Below are 17,761 nucleotides of genomic sequence, written 5' to 3' on the forward strand. Positions count from 1 at the left end.
GGAGCTCGGTTAATGTCTGGGTCATGCCACCCCGAGCACCGCTCCCACCGCCGCCTCCGCCTGTGGAGATACGCACCTGGCCCGACCGTGAGGCGCTGCTGAGGGACCGGGCACTGATCCTCGGCGAGCTGGTGAAGATGTACATCGGCCCCTCGCGTCTGGGTCTGACGCTGATGTGGGCGGGGGTCGCCGCACTGGGCTGGTCCCTGGCCGGGGCGGCGTTCCTCATGTTCGAGGACGCGCCCGACGCGCTCGGCACGGTGCCGGGAGTGCTCTGCCTGGCGGTGGGCGCCTGCGTCCTGATTCCCGCGGTCGTCCTGATGACCGTCGGCGTCTCCAGAGACCTGCGGGTGCACCGGCTCCTCGTGGAGTGGGGCCGGCTGGACCGCGACCCCGGGAGGGACCTCCCGCTCCGGAGACCGGGGGCGAGCCTCGCCTGGCTGCTGGCGTCGTTCACGCTCTGCGCCGCGGGGCTGTTCGGCTGCCTGGTGGTCCCGGCGACCGCGAGGGCGGGCGAGGAGACGTACGGACTGGTGGCCTGGCTGGTGGGGCTCGGGTTCATCGCCTGGCTCACCGGACTGACCGGGCTGGTCAAGGCGTTCGCCCACCGCCGCTGGGTGCTGCGGGTGCTCGTCGGCCGTCCTGCCGGCGAACCACTGGTCAGGCTCGACGGCTGATCAGGGGCGGGCGGCCGGCTGTCCGACCAGCATCGTCGGCGCCCCGGCCACCCGGGTCATGAAGACGGTGGCCGCGTGCGGCCCCTGGAGCTTCATCCTGCGGCGCAGCTCCTCGGGTTCGACGGCGGAGCCGCGCTTCTTGACGGTCAGGACCCCTACCTGGCGCTCCCTCAGCAACGCCTTCAGCTTCTTCATGTTGAAGGGCAGCTGATCGGTGATCTCGTACGCGGTCGTGGCCTCGGAGTCGTATGCCGTGTCGCTCGTGACGTAGGCGATCGTCTCGTCGATCAGCCTGCCCTCGCACCGCTCTACCACGGCGGCCACCAGATGGGCGCGGATCACGGCGCCGTCCGGCTCGTACAGATACCGCCCCACGGGACCGACCGGCGGGGCGGGGAGCGGGCCCTCGGAGACGAGGGTGGCGCGCGACGGGAGCAGCGTCGCCCGGAAGGCGCCGGGCGTGAAGCCCTCACCGAACCAGAGCACGGCCTCCTTCACGTCGCCGCCGTCCGAGATCCACTCGGCCTCGGCCCGCGGTTCGATGGCCTCGTGGGGGACGCCGGGGGCGATCTTCAGCGCGGCGCGGGGAGCCTTGAGCGCGGCCCCGGTCGCCCAGGAGAGCGGTGGCGAGTAGGCCTCCGGGTCGAAGATCCTGCCGCGCCCGCCCCGCCGCGCCGGGTCGACGAAGACCGCGTCGTACGGGGAGGTGTCGATCTCCGTGACGTCGGCGCACCGCACCTCGACGAGCTCCTGGAGGCCGAGCGCTTCGGCGTTGGCACGGGCGACCTCGGCCGTGAGCGGGTCGCGGTCCACGGCCAGCACCGAGATGCCCGCCCTGGCCAGCGCGATCGCGTCGCCACCGATGCCGCAGCAGAGATCGGCGACGCTGCGTACCCCCTGTTCGGCGAACCGGCGGGCGCGGTAGGCCGCGACCGAGGTCCGGGTCGCCTGTTCCACGCCGTCAGGGGTGAAGAACATGCGGTGCGCGTCCGCCGCCCCGAACTTCGCCACCGCGCGCTGACGCAGCCGCGCCTGACCGAGTGCCGCGGACACGAGGGCCGCGGGGTGGGCGCGGCGCAGTCGGGTCGCGGTGGCCAGCTCCTGGGCGGGGTCGTGGTCGCGGAGTTCGTCGAGGAGGGCGGCGCCCTCGGGGGTGCGCAGGGCTGCGAAGGCGTCGAGCGGGTCGGCCTGGCCGGCGGGGGGAAGGGCGTTCACGCGTCCATTGTGAGCCAGCCGGGGGACGCACCGGGCCTCACGGAGGTGTCGCGGGAGGGGGTCCCGGCGCCGGTGGCAGGATGCGGCGCCATGCAGCTAGTAAGACAAAACGAAAATTCAGCCACGAAGCGGTGCAGAACGGCCGGTGTGGTCCTGGCCGGCCTGCTGGTGGCCGCCGCCGCGTCCGGGTGTGCCGACGGGGGGCGGGGGCGGGCGGCGGACCCGGGGAAGCCGGCTTCCCCGGCCGCCGGTCAGCCGGGTGCCGCGGCCCGGCCGGGAGCCGCGGCCGCCGAGGCGCGCGCCGAGCGGCTGAAGCGTCAGCAGGCCGCCCGTGCCGCCGCCGCGAAGAGATGGGGTCTGGCGAAGGTGCCGCTGGCCGCCCCGGAGCCACCGGCGGAGAAGCCCCGCATCACCACGCGTGAGGGATTCGAGGTGGAGGGAGGGGAGGCGCTGCCGCCGGTCTTCACCACCGTGCCCACCAAGGAGCGGATCGTCTTCCTGACGATGGACGACGGGGCGGAGAAGGACCCGGAACTGCTGCGGATGATGACGGAGCTGAAGATCCCGTACAGCGCCTTCCTCAGCGACTACGTGGTGAGCGAGAACTACGGCTACTTCAAGGACATGCAGGCCCGGGGCGTCACCCTCAGCAACCACACGCTCAACCACCGCTATCTCCCAGGGCTTTCGGCGGCGGAGCAGCGCCGGGAGATCTGCGGCGAGCAGGACAAGATCGAGAAGTACTTCGGGAAGCGGCCCACCCTCTTCCGCCCGCCGTACGGGAACTACAACGGCGACACCCTCCGAGTCGCCAAGTCCTGCGGCATCAAGGCCGTGCCCCTGTGGGCCGCCGAGGCGTTCCCCGACCACATGGAGTGGCGTGAGTGGGACCGGGACCTGCACCCCGGCGACATCGTCCTCACCCACTTCCGCGGGCGCGAGGACTGGGGCGGATCCATGACCGACATGATCCGCAACGTCATGAAGACGATCACGGACAAGGGGTACGCCGTGGCCCGGCTGGAGGACTACGTCTGAGCGCTGCGCGAGCCCGCCTGCCGGTACGCGCTGCCATTGCCGCCCCGGCTGTTCGGCTGCCGGTACGCGCGGCGTCCGCCGCCGGAACACCGCGGCCCTCTCCCGCGTTGTCCCGGGCGTGCGCCGGTCGCGAGACGCCACGCGCGGGTGGTGAATTGGCACTCCGCTTGACCGAGTGCTAATCGCCGCCATAGTCTCAGTGCTGGCACTCCCCGATGGAGAGTGCCAGCACAACTGCGCGACACGGCAGGTCCGGCACCCGCGACGACGGATCGACCTGGTCGCCACCCACAGACTGTTAAACCCCGTGAGATCTCCGAAGGGGGAGACCGGATCGTGTCGACCACCAGCTCCAAGGTTGCGATCAAGCCGCTCGAGGACCGCATTGTGGTCCAGCCGCTCGACGCCGAGCAGACCACGGCTTCCGGCCTGGTCATTCCGGACACCGCCAAGGAGAAGCCCCAGGAGGGCGTCGTCCTGGCCGTGGGCCCGGGCCGCTTCGAGAACGGCGAGCGCCTTCCGCTCGACGTCAAGACCGGCGATGTCGTTCTGTACAGTAAGTACGGCGGCACCGAGGTGAAGTACAACGGCGAGGAGTACCTCGTCCTCTCGGCTCGCGACGTTCTCGCGATCGTCGAGAAGTAATTCACCCACGTTTGCTTCTGTTCTGCGCCCCTGGCCCCCTGCGAGACAACTAGCCGGGCGGCGAGGGGCGCAGTTCGTTTGAGAGGACAGCTCAGCCCATGGCGAAGATTCTGAAGTTCGACGAGGACGCCCGTCGCGCCCTTGAGCGCGGCGTCAACAAGCTTGCCGACACGGTGAAGGTGACGATCGGTCCGAAGGGCCGCAACGTCGTCATCGACAAGAAGTTCGGTGCTCCCACCATCACCAACGACGGTGTCACCATCGCGCGCGAGGTCGAGCTCGACGACCCGTACGAGAACCTCGGTGCCCAGCTGGTGAAGGAGGTGGCGACCAAGACCAACGACGTAGCGGGTGACGGCACCACCACCGCCACCGTGCTCGCCCAGGCCCTCGTCCGCGAAGGCCTCCGCAACGTCGCCGCGGGCGCCTCCCCGGCCTCCCTGAAGAAGGGCATCGACGCCGCCGTCAAGGCCGTGTCCGAGGACCTCCTCGCGAGCGCGCGCCCGATCGACGACAAGGCCGACATCGCCGCCGTGGCCGCGCTCTCCGCGCAGGACCCGCAGGTCGGCGAGCTCATCGCGGACGCGATGGACAAGGTCGGCAAGGACGGCGTCATCACCGTCGAGGAGTCCAACACCTTCGGTCTGGACCTCGAGTTCACCGAGGGCATGGCCTTCGACAAGGGCTACCTCTCCCCGTACATGGTGACCGACCAGGAGCGTATGGAGGCCGTCCTCGACGACCCGTACATCCTGATCCACCAGGGCAAGATCGGCTCCATCCAGGAGCTGCTCCCGCTGCTGGAGAAGGTCATCCAGGCGGGTGGCTCCAAGCCGCTGCTGATCATCGCCGAGGACGTCGAGGGCGAGGCGCTCTCCACCCTCGTCGTCAACAAGATCCGTGGCACCTTCAACGCCGTCGCGGTGAAGGCCCCGGGCTTCGGTGACCGCCGCAAGGCCATGCTCGGCGACATCGCCACCCTCACCGGTGCGACCGTCATCGCCGAGGAGGTCGGCCTCAAGCTCGACCAGGCCGGTCTGGACGTGCTCGGCACGGCTCGCCGTGTCACCGTCTCCAAGGACGACACGACCATCGTCGACGGCGGCGGCGACTCCGCCGACGTCAAGGGCCGCGTCAACCAGATCAAGGCCGAGATCGAGTCCACGGACTCGGACTGGGACCGTGAGAAGCTCCAGGAGCGCCTCGCGAAGCTGGCCGGCGGCGTGTGCGTCATCCGCGTCGGTGCCGCCACCGAGGTGGAGCTCAAGGAGAAGAAGCACCGTCTGGAGGACGCCATCTCCGCGACCCGCGCCGCGGTCGAGGAGGGCATCGTCTCCGGTGGTGGCTCCGCTCTGGTCCACGCCGTCAAGGTCCTCGAGGGCAACCTCGGCAAGACCGGCGACGAGGCCACGGGTGTCGCGGTCGTGCGCCGCGCCGCCGTCGAGCCGCTGCGCTGGATCGCGGAGAACGCGGGCCTCGAGGGCTACGTCATCACCTCCAAGGTCTCCGAGCTCGACAAGGGTCAGGGCTTCAACGCCGCGACCGGCGAGTACGGCGACCTGGTGAAGGCCGGCGTCATCGACCCGGTCAAGGTCACCCGCTCCGCCCTGGAGAACGCCGCGTCCATCGCGTCGCTGCTGCTCACGACCGAGACCCTGGTCGTCGAGAAGCCGGCCGAGGAAGAGGCCGACGCCGGTCACGGCGGCCACGGCCACTCCCACTAGTACGCAGTACGGTTCCGTACGAACACCGAGGCCCGGTACCCCCGTCGCGGGGGTACCGGGCCTCGGTGTCTCACGCGGAGCTTCGCCTCCGGCCGAAACGGCAGGGCTACCTGGGGCCGTACGTCCGGCCCGCGCGGGAGGTGACCCCGCCGAGGAGGCTGCGGGGCGTCAGCTTCACGAGACCCATCAGCGCCTTGTAACGCGGGTCCGGGATCGACACCGTCCTGCCCCGGGCCAGGTCCGCCAGTGCCGCGGTCACCAGCTTGTCCGCGTCGAGCCACATCCAGTCCGGGATGTTGCCCGTCCCCATCCCGGCCCGCTGATGGAACTCGGTGCGTACGAAGCCGGGGCACAGAGCCATGAGCCGCACCCCGGAACCCGCGAGGTCCTTCGCCGCGCCCTGGGTGAACTGCACGACCCACGACTTCGAGGCGCCGTACGTCCCACGGGGCAGGAAGGCCGCGACGGACGCCACGTTGACCACCCCGCCCCGGCCGCGCTCCCGCATCGAGCCCGCCGCGGCCGAGGTCAGCCGCAGCACCGCCTCGCAGTGCACCTTGAGCATCGTCAGTTCGTCGGCCAGCGAGACGTCGAGATAACGCCCCTTGTTCCCGAAGCCGGCGTTGTTGACCAGCAGGTCGACCGGGCTCACACGGTCCGTCAACCGTGCTTCGACCGCCTCGATCCCGGCGTCCGTGGACAGGTCGGCCGTCAGCACCTCGGCCTCGATGCCGTGTCCGTCGTGCAGCTCCGTGGCATGGGCCCGCAGCCGCTCCGTGTCGCGGGCCACCAGCACCAGATTGTGCCCGTCACTCGCGAGCCGCCGTGCGAAGGCGGCCCCGATCCCCGCCGTCGCGCCCGTAATCAGTGCAGTCGTCATACGCGGCACGTTAGTGCCCCGCGTACACGGCAGCCGACCCGCCTCGTTCCCGTGACCGGGCCCGATCCCGAGGCCGTGCGTCCGGGGGCCGTTGTGTGTGTGGGGGCGTCACCGGGCGAATCCGGAACCACCTCGCCGCCCGCCGCCCAGCCGCCCGTGCTGCTCCGACGGCCCGCGTGGGGGAAGGCCGTCGCCGGCGCCGGCCCCGGCAGCCCGCGCGGCAGGGCTCGTTCAGGAGGGCGTCGGGGTGCCGTGCTTCGCCACGTACTCCCGTGCGGCGCGCAGGGTCTCCGTGTGCAGCGCTTCCCCGGCGGCCAGCAGGCGGGGCAGCAGTTCCCGTTCCGTCGTCGTCGCCCGGAACTCCATGGCCGTGGTGATGTCGTGGTCGGGCAGGTGCACCAGCTCGACCGGATCGCCGGCCCGGATCGTCCCCGGCTCGATGACCCGCAGATACGCGCCCGTCGCCCCCTCACGCGTGAAGCGCCTCACCCAGCCGCGTTCGCCGAGATGGTCCGCGAAGGTCCGGCACGGAATGCGGCCCGACGTCACCTCCAGGAGCAACTCGCCGCCGACCCGCCAGCGCTCCCCGATCCGCGCCTGGCTCACCGTGACGCCGAGGGTCGTCAGATTCTCGCCGAACGAACCGTTGGGCAGGGGCCTGCCGAGCTCCTTCTCCCAGGCGTCGAGCTCCTCGCGTGCGTAGGCGTACACCGCCTGGTCCGAGCCTCCGTGGTGCCGGAGGTCGCACACCGAGTCCCCGGCGAGGCCGCTGCCGCCCGTGCCCTTGGGCCCTGGGTCGGTCACCCGCACGAGGCCGTCGGCCGGGTGTTTGCCGATTCCGGTGAGCCCGCCGGGCCCGTCCGTGTGGGCGGAGGGTGCGGGGCGGCCGATGTTCACGGTGAGGACCTTCATGAGGCCACAGGTTAGCCCCGTAACCCCCAAAGGCTCTCGGGATTAATCGACTGGAGCTACAAGATGCGCTTATGGTTGAAGGGTGATCGAAGCTCGTCATCTCCGTGTCCTGCGCGCCGTGGCCACCACCGGTTCGTTCTCCGCCGCCGCGCGTGAGCTGGGCTGTACCCAGCCCGCCGTCAGCCAGCAGATGAAGGCCCTGGAGAGCTCCGCGGGTACGCCGCTGCTGATCCGGACGGGCCGCGAGATGCGGCTCACCCAGGCAGGCGAGGCCCTGGTACGGCACGCGTCCGGCATCCTCGCCGGCCTCACCGCCGCCGAGGAGGAGGTCGCGGCGATCGCGGGGCTGAGGGCCGGCCGGGTCCGGCTCGTCTCGTTCCCGAGCGGGAGCTCCGCGCTGGTCCCGGGCGCGCTCGCGGCCCTGCGCGCCGCAAACCCCGGCACCCAGGTGTCGCTCGTCGAGGCGGAACCGCCGCGCTCGGTCGAGATGCTGCGCGACGGCGACTGCGACATCGCGCTGGCGTTCCGCTACGGGGCGATGGGCGGCGAGTGGGACGACCTGGTCGTACGACCGCTGCTCGTGGACCGGCTGATCGGCCTCGTCCCGGAGGGGCACCGACTGGCCGGGGCGGACGCGGTGGGCATCGCGGAGCTGGCCGACGAACCGTGGATCGCCGGCTGCCCCCGGTGCAGGCGGCAGCTCGTCGAGGTCTGCGAGGCTTCCGGATTCACCCCCCGGATCGACTTCGCCACGGATGACTACCCGGCGGTGATCGGGCTCGTCGGGGCGGGTCTCGGTGTGGCCGTGCTGCCGGAGCTGGCCATGGAGTCCGTACGCCCCAAGGGGGCGCGCACCGTGACGGTGGAGCCGGCCGTGGAACGGGAGATCGTCGCACTCACCCTGCCCGACCTCGCACGGGTGCCGGCGGTGGCGGCCACGCTGGACCAGCTGTCCCTGGCGGCCTCGCGCTGACCAAAACGCCCCGCCGGCCCAGCCCACCCGTCCGGCGGCGGGCGTGCACCGGGTCGGAGGAAACGTTTCTTCGGTAGGTCGATCGTGCGGAGGGTCAGGTGGCGCCGGCCTCGGGGGCCGGCCCCGAGTGGGCGGAGATCAGACGGTTCCGGGCCCGGCCCATGAGCTCCTCACGCTCGTCCTCGGTCAGGCCGCCCCACACGCCGTAGGGCTCCCGCACCGCGAGCGCGTGCGCGGCGCACTCGGCGCGTACCGGGCAGCGCATGCAGACCTCCTTCGCCGAGGTCTCGCGGGCACTCCGGGCTGCTCCGCGTTCTCCTTCGGGGTGGAAGAACAGTGAACTGTCGACCCCGCGGCAGGCGGCCAGCAGCTGCCAGTCCCACAGATCCGCGTTGGGTCCGGGAAGGCGGGAGAAATCTGCCATTGCGTGTCCCCTCGAAACCTTGCTGAGTCGGAAACGGCGTCCTCGACCGTCGTTGCTCGTCGGCGACCTGAGTCCCGACCGTACATCTACGGTGTTAGTAGATGTAAATATGACTGATTGCGAATCTAGCCTCAGACGCCAGCAAAAGGGGAGAAAACCCGCTAAATGGGGCAGGTCGGCGGGCGGTGAACTGATTGACGGGTCTCGTGCCCTTCTTCTCTGTGTGCACCCCCTCACTTAGAGTGCCGAACCGGATGCTTTGGCCCGTAACTCTTTCGAGTGACCGTCGTTGATGAGGGCGAGGCGGTTGACGGAGATCGAGCTCGGGCAGATGTCCGAGGGGGTCAACCGCACAGGTGACGACTTGAATCAGCCTGGAGGCTCAAGGTGACGCGCATCAGCTGCGGAGGACGGTCATGACATCCGTCCTCGTCTGCGACGACTCCCCGCTTGCCCGAGAAGCGCTCCGCCGCGCGGTTGCGACCGTGCCCGGTGTCGAGCGGGTGACGACGGCGGCCAACGGCGAGGAAGTCCTCCGCCGCTGGGGGGCCGACCGTTCGGATTTGATTCTGATGGACGTACGCATGCCCGGCCTGGGGGGTGTGGAGACGGTCCGGCGGCTGCTCTCCGCGGACCCCGGGGCCAGGATCATCATGCTGACCGTCGCCGAGGACCTGGACGGTGTCGCGCTCGCCGTCGCCGCCGGAGCCCGTGGCTATCTGCACAAGGACGCCTCGCGTGCCGAACTGCGCGCGACCGTCACCCAGGCGCTGGCCGACCCGACGTGGCGGCTCGCCCCACGTCGCCTGCGGTCCGCGGAGATGGGTGCGGCGCCGACGCTCACCGCGCGTGAGATCCAGGTGCTCGAAGGGATGAGCCACGGCCGCTCCAACGCGGAGATCGGGCGGGAGCTCTTCCTCTCCGAGGACACGGTGAAGACGCACGCGAGGCGGCTGTTCAAGAAGCTCGGGGCCTCGGACCGTGCGCACGCCGTCGCGCTCGGATTCCGCTGGGGCCTGGTCCGCTGATGCCGCGGCTCGGCGCGTAGCGACGCGATCCCGTCCGCACGGCGGCGGACGGGACGACGGTGGCGGCGGACCTGCGGCCGGGCCCTCCCCATCGGCGCTGTGTGACGCTTCCCGGCCGATGCCGCATCCTTGAGGTGTGGAGTTCCTCCGGGAACATTCGGCCGAGCGGAAGGGGAGGGCGCAGGACATGACATCCGGCGCACCCGCTCAGAACTCTGGAGCACTCGCCCACGACGCCGCGGACGTGGCCGCGGCCCCGGCCGGCGAGGCGTCGGCCGGCCGCGTCGACGGAACGCCTGCCGACCGCACCGGCAGCGCGGCCGCCGTCCGGTCCGGAGGCGCACCGGGGGGCCGGCCCGGAGACCCGGAGGGCGGGTCCGAAGACCCCGTGGCACACCCCGGAGACCCTGCGGTCCGGCCCGGAGGCGCCCCCGTGCGTGAGCCCGGCACACCCGCTGATAACGCTTCGGTGCACAACTCCGGACGCGATGCCTCGGATCGGACGGCGTCAAGGCACCATGGTCCGATGCGCGAGGACGGGACGACGGTGATCGGTGCTCTGGTGCACCGTGCCGTCGACGGCGACGCACAGGCCACCCATGACCTGCTGGCGCACGTGCACCCTCTCGCCCTGCGGTACTGCAGGTCGCGGCTGAACCGTCTTCCCGGTGATGCCCGTCACTTCGTGGAGGACCTCGCTCAGGAGGTCTGCGTCGCGGTCCTGATGGCGCTCCCGCGCTACAAGGACACAGGCAGGCCCTTCGAGGCCTTCGTCTTCGCGATCGCGGGCCACAAGGTCGCCGACCTCCAGCGCGCCGCGATGCGGCACCCCGGATCGACTGCCGTGCCCTCCGACGAGATGCCGGAGCGGCCCGACGATTCGCTCGGCCCGGAGGAACGCGCACTGCTCAGCAGCGATGCGGCCTGGGCCAAGAAGCTTCTCGCCAATCTTCCGGAGAACCAGCGGGAGCTGCTGGTCCTCCGGGTCGCGGTCGGTCTGACCGCGGAGGAGACCGGGCAGATGCTCGGCATGTCCCCGGGCGCGGTCCGGGTCGCCCAGCACCGTGCTCTGAGCAGGCTGAGGGCCCTCGCGGGCCAGTAGGGGAGCCGGTTCCACGATCGCCTCCACGGCTGGTCGTGCCGATTCCGCGGCGCTGTAGGAAGCCACAGAACCGCTGGGTGATCTTGCTCGTGGAATGAGACACCCCGCGAGGCCGTTAGCATGGACATCCGCACCGATCAAGGCCATTTGGGGAAGGTGTCATGACTGCAAACGTCGACGGAGTGCCCGAGAAATTCGCGACGCTCGGGCTGACATACGACGACGTGCTGCTGCTGCCCGGCGCGTCCGAGGTGCTGCCCAACGCGGTCGACACCTCGTCCCTCATCTCGCGCAACGTACGGGTGAACATCCCCCTGCTGTCGGCGGCCATGGACAAGGTGACCGAGTCCCGGATGGCCATCGCCATGGCCCGCCAGGGCGGTGTGGGTGTGCTGCACCGCAACCTCTCGATCGAGGACCAGGTGAACCAGGTCGACCTGGTCAAGCGGTCCGAGTCGGGCATGGTCACCGACCCGATCACCGTGCACCCCGACGCCACGCTCGGGGAGGCGGACGCGCTGTGCGCGAAGTTCCGCATCAGCGGTGTGCCGGTGACCGACGCGGGGGGCAAGCTGCTCGGCATCGTCACCAACCGCGACATGGCCTTCGAGTCGGACCGTGGCCGTCAGGTCCGCGAGGTCATGACGCCCATGCCGCTGGTCACGGGCAAGGTGGGCATCTCCGGCGTGGACGCCATGGAGCTGCTGCGCCGCCACAAGATCGAGAAGCTGCCGCTGGTCGACGACGCGGGCGTCCTCAAGGGCCTCATCACGGTCAAGGACTTCAAGAAGGCCGAGCAGTACCCGAACGCCGCCAAGGACGCCGAGGGCCGCCTGCTGGTCGGCGCGGCAGTCGGCGCCAGCCCCGAGGCGCTGGACCGTGCCCAGGCGCTCGCGTCCGCCGGTGTCGACTTCCTGATCGTCGACACCTCGCACGGTCACAACAGCAACGCCCTCGACTGGATGGCGAAGATCAAGTCGAGCGTCGGCATCGACGTCATCGGCGGTAACGTCGCCACCCGCGACGGGGCCCAGGCCCTGATCGACGCCGGTGTCGACGGCGTGAAGGTGGGCGTCGGTCCCGGCTCGATCTGCACCACCCGCGTGGTCGCCGGCATCGGCGTCCCGCAGGTCACCGCGATCTACGAGGCCGCGCTCGCCGCGCGTGCCGCGGGCGTCCCGGTGATCGGCGACGGCGGTCTCCAGTACTCCGGCGACATCGGCAAGGCGCTCGCCGCCGGCGCCGACAGCGTGATGCTGGGCAGCCTCCTCGCGGGCTGTGAGGAGTCCCCGGGTGAGCTGATGTTCATCAACGGCAAGCAGTTCAAGTCGTATCGCGGCATGGGCTCGCTGGGTGCCATGCAGTCCCGTGGCCAGGGGCGGTCGTACTCCAAGGACCGCTACTTCCAGGCCGAGGTGTCCTCGGACGACAAACTCGTGCCCGAGGGCATCGAGGGCCAGGTGCCCTACCGCGGCCCGCTGGCCAACGTGCTCCACCAGCTGGTCGGCGGCCTCCGCCAGACCATGGGCTACGTCGGTGCCGCCTCCGTCGACGAGATGGAGCGCAAGGGCCGCTTCGTCCGGATCACCTCGGCGGGTCTCAAGGAGAGCCACCCGCACGACATCCAGATGACGGTGGAAGCGCCGAACTACAGCAGGAAGTAAGGCATCAGCCCAGGTGAGGGGCGGACCGGGGTTCCCGGGACCGCCCCTCACGTGTGCGTCGGGGATACTGGACAGCGCAGACGTAGAGGAAAGGCCACACCATCGTGACTGAGATCGAGATCGGGCGCGGCAAGCGCGGTCGGCGGGCATACGCGTTCGACGACATCGCTGTCGTACCGAGCCGGCGCACCCGTGACCCGAAGGAGGTCTCGATCGCCTGGCAGATCGACGCCTACCGTTTCGAGCTGCCCTTCCTGGCCGCGCCCATGGACTCGGTGGTCTCCCCGCAGACCGCCATCCGCATCGGTGAGCTGGGCGGCCTCGGCGTCCTCAACCTCGAGGGCCTGTGGACCCGGCACGAGGACCCGCAGGCTCTGCTCGACGAGATCGCCGAGATGCCCCTCGAGGCCGCAACCCCGCGGCTCCAGGAGATCTACTCCGCCCCCATCCAGGAGGAGCTGATCGGCCGGCGCATCAAGGAGGTGCGCGACTCCGGTGTCGTCACCGCCGCCGCGCTCTCGCCGCAGCGCACCGCCCAGTTCTCCAAGGCCGTCGTCGACGCGGGCGTGGACATCTTCGTCATCCGCGGTACGACGGTCTCCGCCGAGCACGTCTCGGGCGCTGCCGAGCCGCTGAACCTGAAGCAGTTCATCTACGAGCTGGACGTCCCGGTCATCGTCGGCGGCTGCGCCACGTACACCGCCGCCCTGCACCTGATGCGTACCGGTGCGGCCGGTGTCCTCGTCGGCTTCGGCGGTGGCGCCGCGCACACCACGCGCAACGTCTTCGGCATCCAGGTCCCGATGGCGACCGCGGTCGCCGACGTGGCCGGCGCCCGCCGTGACTACATGGACGAGTCCGGCGGCCGGTACGTGCACGTCATCGCCGACGGCGGCGTGGGCTGGTCCGGCGACCTGCCCAAGGCCATCGCCTGCGGCGCGGACGCCGTGATGATGGGTTCCCCGCTGGCCCGTGCCACGGACGCGCCCGGCCGCGGCCGGCACTGGGGCATGGAGGCCGTCCACGAGGACGTGCCGCGCGGCAAGCTGGTCGACCTGGGCTCCGTCGGCACGACGGAGGAGGTCCTCACCGGGCCCTCGCACAGCCCTGACGGTTCGATGAACATCTTCGGCGCGCTGCGCCGGGCGATGGCCACCACGGGCTACAGCGACCTCAAGGAGTTCCAGCGCGTCGAGGTGACGGTGGCGGACTCGCAGCACCGCCGCTGATCTCCCGTACGCAGACGCGACGGCCCGGACCACCACGGTGGTCCGGGCCGTTCGCGCGTGTACGAGGTGTCAGCCGGCCTTGCGGGCGCCACCGAAGGCGGCGACGGGGCCGAGGAGCAGGAAGAGGTACGTCATGAAGTCGGCCTCCTCCTTCCAGACGTCGACGACGTCGCCGAAGTGCTCGAAGAAGACCTCGGAGAAGCCGACGCCCAGACCGTCCGCGAGGATCATCGACATGCCGATGAGCTGGCCGAGGAAGACGGCGACGAGGGAGAAGACGGCGGCGGCGCCGAGGACGGCCGGGTTGGCGCCGCCGACCTTGCTCGCCGCGAAGCCGACCAGGAAGCCCACGCCGATGGCCGCGTAGCCGATCTCACGCTCGATGGAACCCGCGAGGACGCCGTAGAGGATGGCGGCGACGACCGCGGCGCCGAAGGCGACCAGCACGCCGACCCCGGCACCGCCGAGGGCCCGCGGGGCCGACGGGGCCGGGGGGAAGCCGCCGCCGAACTGGCCGGGCTGCTGGCCCTGCTGACCGGCGAACGGGTTGCCGGTCGGCGCACCGGGCTGCTGGCCCGCGTAGGGGTTGCCGGGCGTGGGCTGCTGCCCCGCGTACGGGTTGCCGTCGGCCGGCTGGCCGTCGTAGGGCTGCTGCGGCGGGTTCGGCGGCTGCACGGGCTGGCTCATGGTGGTGATCCCCCTGGGACGGTGCGCACGGGCGTGCGAAACACGGGTGTGCGAGAAGTGACGCCGCAGGCTAGCAGCCCACGCCGACACGGCCCACCGGGAATCCCGGCGGTCACCTTGCGGGGCCCGCTACAGCCGGTGCGCGGCGCCCGCCGGGGTGGCACCCCGGGTGTCCAGGAGCAGCTGGGCCTTCACCGCGAGGCCCTGGAGGTCGTACGTGCGGTGGTGCTGCAGAAGCACCGTCAGGTCCGCCCCGGCGGCGGCCTCGTAGAGCGAGTCCGCACGCGGTACGGGCAGGTCGCGTACGCGCCAGTCCAGGACGTGCGGGTCGTGGTAACCGATCTGGGCGCCCATGTCCATGAGCCGGCTCGCGATCTCCCGGGCCGGGGAGGCCTCCTGGTCGGCCAGGTCCGGCTTGTACGTGACGCCGAGGAGCAGGACCCGGGCCCCCCGCACGGACTTGCCGTGCTCGTTGAGCAGGGTGGCGCAGCGCTGGATCACATACCCGGGCATCCGGTCGTTGATCTCCTTGGCCAGCGAGACCATGCGCAGGGGGTGGCCGGGCGTACGGCTGTTGTACGGGAAGTAGCCGGGGTCCACGGGGACACCGTGGCCGCCGACACCGGGCCCGGGGCGGAAGGGCTGGAAGCCGAAGGGCTTGGTCTCGGCGCACCTGATGACGTCCCAGAGGTCCACCCCCAGGTCGTGGCAGAGCACCGCCATCTCGTTGACCAGCGCGATGTTGACGTGCCGGAAGTTGGTTTCGAGGACCTTCGTCATCTCCGCCTCACGCGGTCCCCGGGCCCGGACGACCTTGTCGGTGAGCCGCCCGTAGAAGGCCGCTGCCGATTCGGTGCACGCGGGGGTGAGACCGCCGATGACCTTGGGGGTGTGGGCGTAGACGTGGGTGCGGTTGCCCGGATCGAGGCGGCCGGGGGAGTGGGCGAGGTGGAAGTCGCGTCCGGCGCGCAGCCCGGACCCGTCCTCCAGCAGGGGGCGTACGACGTTCTCGGTGGTCCCGGGCGGTACGGCCGACTCCACCAGGACGGTGGTGTGCGGCCGGAGCCGGGCCGCGAGCGCCCGGGCCGCGTCGGTCACGGCGCCGAGGTCGAGGGTGCGGTCCGGTCCGAGGGGGGTGGGGGCGCAGATCGCGGCGGTGCGGACCCGGCCCAGCTCCGCCGGATCGGCGGTGGGCCGGAAGCCCCCCGAGACCATGCGCCGGATGTCGGAGGCGCTGAGGGTTCCCTCGACCGGCGTACGGCCCGCGGAGAGTTCGGCGAAGGGGCGTGGATCGGTGTCGTAGCCGACGGTCTGGATCCCCGCGCCGACGGCTGCTTGGGCGAGGGGCAGGCCGAGGTGACCGAGTCCGATGACAGCAAGGTCTGCCGGCATGTGGGCCGTCCTTCCCTAAGACCAAGAATGCAGAAAGCGCAACCGCTGGGGACAGCGCAATGTCAGACTAGGCGTAAATATGACCTATATGTCGCATTCTTGGACTCTTGTGGTGCGGGTGTTGTCCACAGGCGGTGGCTGAAGTCGTCGAGCGCGGACAGAATCGAGTGGTGGGCACGGGCGCCCGGCCCTCCGGGCCGGTCCTCGCTCCCGTGCCGTACCACCCACCCCGATGCACCGGGATGACCGGGAGGCAGCAGTGAGGACAGCGACACTGGGACCCGCGGAGCGCACCGAGGCGCTCGCCGCGATGGCCGAGCGCGAACTGGACGTGCTGGTAGTGGGAGCGGGCGTGGTCGGCGCCGGGACCGCGCTGGACGCGGCCACCAGAGGACTCTCGACCGGACTGGTCGAGGCGCGCGACTGGGCGTCGGGGACGTCGAGCAGGTCCAGCAAGCTGATCCACGGCGGGCTGCGGTATCTGGAGATGCTGGACTTCGCACTCGTGCGGGAGGCGCTGAAGGAGCGCGGACTGCTGCTGGAGCGCCTGGCGCCCCATCTCGTCAAGCCCGTCCCCTTCCTCTACCCCTTGCAGCACAAGGGCTGGGAGCGGCTCTACGCGGGTTCCGGCGTCGCGCTGTACGACGCGATGTCGGTGTCCTCCGGTCACGGCCGGGGCCTTCCCGTCCACCGGCACCTCTCGCGCCGGCGCGCCCTGCGGGTCGCCCCCGCCCTCAAGAAGGACGCCCTGGTGGGCGCCCTCCAGTACTACGACGCACAGATGGACGACGCGCGCTATGTGGCGACCCTCGTCCGCACGGCCGCGGGCTACGGCGCGCAGGTGGCGAACCGGGCGCGGGTGACGGGATTCCTGCGGGAGGGCGAGCGGGTCGTCGGCGCGCGGGTGCAGGACGTCGAGGGCGGCGGGGAGTACGAGGTCAGGGCCAAGCAGGTGGTCAACGCGACAGGCGTGTGGACGGACGACACCCAGGCGCTGATCGGCGAACGCGGGCAGTTCCACGTCAGGGCGTCGAAGGGCATCCATCTCGTCGTGCCCAAGGACCGCATCCACTCCTCGACCGGGCTCATTCTGCGCACCGAGAAGTCGGTCCTCTTCGTCATCCCCTGGGGGCGGCACTGGATCATCGGCACGACGGACACCGACTGGGATCTCGACAAGGCCCACCCGGCCGCGTCCAGCGCCGACATCGACTACCTGCTCGAGCACGTGAACTCCGTGCTGAACACCCCCCTGGGCAGGGACGACGTCGAGGGCGTCTACGCCGGTCTGCGCCCGCTGCTGGCCGGGGAGTCGGACGCCACCAGCAAGCTCTCGCGCGAGCACACGGTGGCCCACCCGGCGCCGGGGCTCGTCGTCGTGGCGGGCGGCAAGTACACGACGTATCGCGTCATGGCGAAGGACGCCGTGGACGAGGCGGTGCACGCGCTCGACCAGCGGGTGGCCGACTGTGTCACGGAGGACATCCCGCTGCTGGGCGCCGAGGGCTACCGCGCCCTGTGGAACGCGCGCGCCAGGATCGCCGCCAGGACGGGGCTGCACGTGGTGCGCGTGGAGCATCTGCTCAACCGGTACGGCTCGATGACGGAGGAACTCCTGGACCTCGTCCGGAACGACTCCACACTGGGTGAGCCGCTCGCCGGCGCCGAGGACTACCTGCGGGCGGAGGTCGTCTACGCCGCCTCGCACGAGGGTGCCCGGCACCTCGACGACGTCCTGACGCGGCGTACCCGGATCTCCATCGAGACCTTCGACCGCGGCACGCGGTGCGCCCGCGAGTGCGCGGACCTGATGGCTCCGGTGCTCGGCTGGGACACGGGCCAGGTCGAGCGGGAGGTGGAGCACTACCGCAAGCGGGTGGAGGCGGAACGGGAGTCGCAGCGTCAGCCGGACGACCTCACGGCTGACGCGGCACGTCTGGGCGCGCCCGACATCGTGCCGATCTAGGGGGCCGTGACGGCACGGGGCGGGCGGCTTCCCGCCGTTGCCGGAGGCCCGCCACGTGCCGGGGCGGCGGCCGTCGGGGTGCGGTCCTCGACGGCGAGCGGGGGGAGGCGGGACGATGTGGGGCGTGAGGTGTGGTTCGCTGGGACAGGCGCGCGGTTCCCGGGCGTGCGGGGCCGATGCGGGCGAGGCGGCGGAAAGAGCCCTG

16 protein-coding genes are annotated in these 17,761 nt (G+C 71.0%); 10 read left to right on the forward strand and 6 right to left on the reverse strand.

Going from position 1 to position 17,761, the window contains the following annotated elements:
- Positions 1-23: 23 nt before the first annotated feature.
- Positions 24-677 (forward strand): hypothetical protein, encoded by a 654-nt coding sequence (locus tag ABZY45_RS08310; RefSeq protein ID WP_356737384.1) that lies wholly within the window; start codon positions 24-26, stop codon positions 675-677.
- On the opposite strand, the gene ABZY45_RS08315 is transcribed toward ABZY45_RS08310, so the two are convergent.
- Complete coding sequence (locus tag ABZY45_RS08315; RefSeq protein WP_356737386.1) at positions 678-1,892, reverse strand: methyltransferase domain-containing protein; 1,215 nt, start codon at positions 1,890-1,892, stop codon at positions 678-680.
- A 90-nt stretch (positions 1,893-1,982) separates the two neighbouring features.
- On the opposite strand from ABZY45_RS08315, the gene ABZY45_RS08320 reads away from it, so the two are divergent.
- The 3 genes from ABZY45_RS08320 to groL all read left to right on the forward strand — a co-directional run bounded on the left by ABZY45_RS08320 (position 1,983) and on the right by groL (position 5,299).
- Complete coding sequence (locus ABZY45_RS08320; protein WP_356737388.1) at positions 1,983-2,930, forward strand: polysaccharide deacetylase family protein; 948 nt, start codon at positions 1,983-1,985, stop codon at positions 2,928-2,930.
- 336 nt (positions 2,931-3,266) lie between these two features.
- Entirely contained in the window at positions 3,267-3,575 is a 309-nt protein-coding gene (groES, locus tag ABZY45_RS08325; RefSeq protein WP_003966899.1) for a co-chaperone GroES, read from the forward strand.
- A gap of 98 nt (positions 3,576-3,673) precedes the next feature.
- Entirely contained in the window at positions 3,674-5,299 is a 1,626-nt protein-coding gene (groL, locus tag ABZY45_RS08330) for a chaperonin GroEL (protein WP_356737390.1), read from the forward strand.
- 106 nt (positions 5,300-5,405) lie between these two features.
- On the opposite strand, the gene ABZY45_RS08335 is transcribed toward groL, so the two are convergent.
- Complete coding sequence (locus tag ABZY45_RS08335) at positions 5,406-6,179, reverse strand: SDR family oxidoreductase (protein ID WP_356737392.1); 774 nt, start codon at positions 6,177-6,179, stop codon at positions 5,406-5,408.
- Positions 6,180-6,410: 231 nt separating this feature from the next.
- Positions 6,411-7,091 carry an MOSC domain-containing protein gene (locus tag ABZY45_RS08340; RefSeq protein WP_356737394.1) on the reverse strand — a complete coding sequence of 227 codons (681 nt, stop codon included), beginning with the start codon at positions 7,089-7,091 and terminating at the stop codon, positions 6,411-6,413.
- An 82-nt stretch (positions 7,092-7,173) separates the two neighbouring features.
- Here ABZY45_RS08340 and ABZY45_RS08345 point away from each other — a divergent pair, with 82 nt between their 5' ends.
- Positions 7,174-8,064: a LysR family transcriptional regulator gene (locus ABZY45_RS08345; protein ID WP_356737396.1), complete on the forward strand. Its 891-nt coding sequence runs from the start codon at positions 7,174-7,176 to the stop codon at positions 8,062-8,064.
- 94 nt (positions 8,065-8,158) lie between these two features.
- Here the strand turns inward: ABZY45_RS08345 and ABZY45_RS08350 are convergent, their stop codons facing one another.
- A complete protein-coding gene (locus tag ABZY45_RS08350) occupies positions 8,159-8,488 on the reverse strand; it encodes a WhiB family transcriptional regulator (RefSeq protein WP_356737398.1) in 330 nt (109 codons plus the stop codon).
- A 416-nt stretch (positions 8,489-8,904) separates the two neighbouring features.
- On the opposite strand from ABZY45_RS08350, the gene ABZY45_RS08355 reads away from it, so the two are divergent.
- The 4 genes from ABZY45_RS08355 (at position 8,905) to ABZY45_RS08370 (ending at position 13,511) form a co-directional block, all read left to right on the forward strand.
- Positions 8,905-9,516 carry a response regulator transcription factor gene (locus ABZY45_RS08355; RefSeq protein ID WP_003948568.1) on the forward strand — a complete coding sequence of 204 codons (612 nt, stop codon included), beginning with the start codon at positions 8,905-8,907 and terminating at the stop codon, positions 9,514-9,516.
- A gap of 526 nt (positions 9,517-10,042) precedes the next feature.
- Positions 10,043-10,618 carry a sigma-70 family RNA polymerase sigma factor gene (locus tag ABZY45_RS08360; RefSeq protein WP_030123887.1) on the forward strand — a complete coding sequence of 192 codons (576 nt, stop codon included), beginning with the start codon at positions 10,043-10,045 and terminating at the stop codon, positions 10,616-10,618.
- A gap of 161 nt (positions 10,619-10,779) precedes the next feature.
- A complete protein-coding gene (guaB, locus tag ABZY45_RS08365) occupies positions 10,780-12,282 on the forward strand; it encodes an IMP dehydrogenase (RefSeq protein ID WP_356737400.1) in 1,503 nt (500 codons plus the stop codon).
- Between the two features lie 104 nt (positions 12,283-12,386).
- Positions 12,387-13,511 carry a GuaB3 family IMP dehydrogenase-related protein gene (locus tag ABZY45_RS08370; protein ID WP_356737402.1) on the forward strand — a complete coding sequence of 375 codons (1,125 nt, stop codon included), beginning with the start codon at positions 12,387-12,389 and terminating at the stop codon, positions 13,509-13,511.
- Between the two features lie 69 nt (positions 13,512-13,580).
- On the opposite strand, the gene ABZY45_RS08375 is transcribed toward ABZY45_RS08370, so the two are convergent.
- The gene (locus ABZY45_RS08375) at positions 13,581-14,198 is read right to left on the reverse strand and encodes a hypothetical protein (protein WP_356737404.1); all 618 of its coding nucleotides are present in this window, start codon (positions 14,196-14,198) and stop codon (positions 13,581-13,583) included.
- A gap of 129 nt (positions 14,199-14,327) precedes the next feature.
- Positions 14,328-15,590 carry a nucleotide sugar dehydrogenase gene (locus ABZY45_RS08380; RefSeq protein WP_356737406.1) on the reverse strand — a complete coding sequence of 421 codons (1,263 nt, stop codon included), beginning with the start codon at positions 15,588-15,590 and terminating at the stop codon, positions 14,328-14,330.
- A gap of 259 nt (positions 15,591-15,849) precedes the next feature.
- Here ABZY45_RS08380 and ABZY45_RS08385 point away from each other — a divergent pair, with 259 nt between their 5' ends.
- Positions 15,850-17,556 carry a glycerol-3-phosphate dehydrogenase/oxidase gene (locus ABZY45_RS08385; RefSeq protein ID WP_356737408.1) on the forward strand — a complete coding sequence of 569 codons (1,707 nt, stop codon included), beginning with the start codon at positions 15,850-15,852 and terminating at the stop codon, positions 17,554-17,556.
- Positions 17,557-17,761: the final 205 nt, after the last annotated feature.

It is taken from the genome of Streptomyces sp. NPDC006516, assembly GCF_040611875.1.
Lineage (GTDB): Bacteria > Actinomycetota > Actinomycetes > Streptomycetales > Streptomycetaceae > Streptomyces.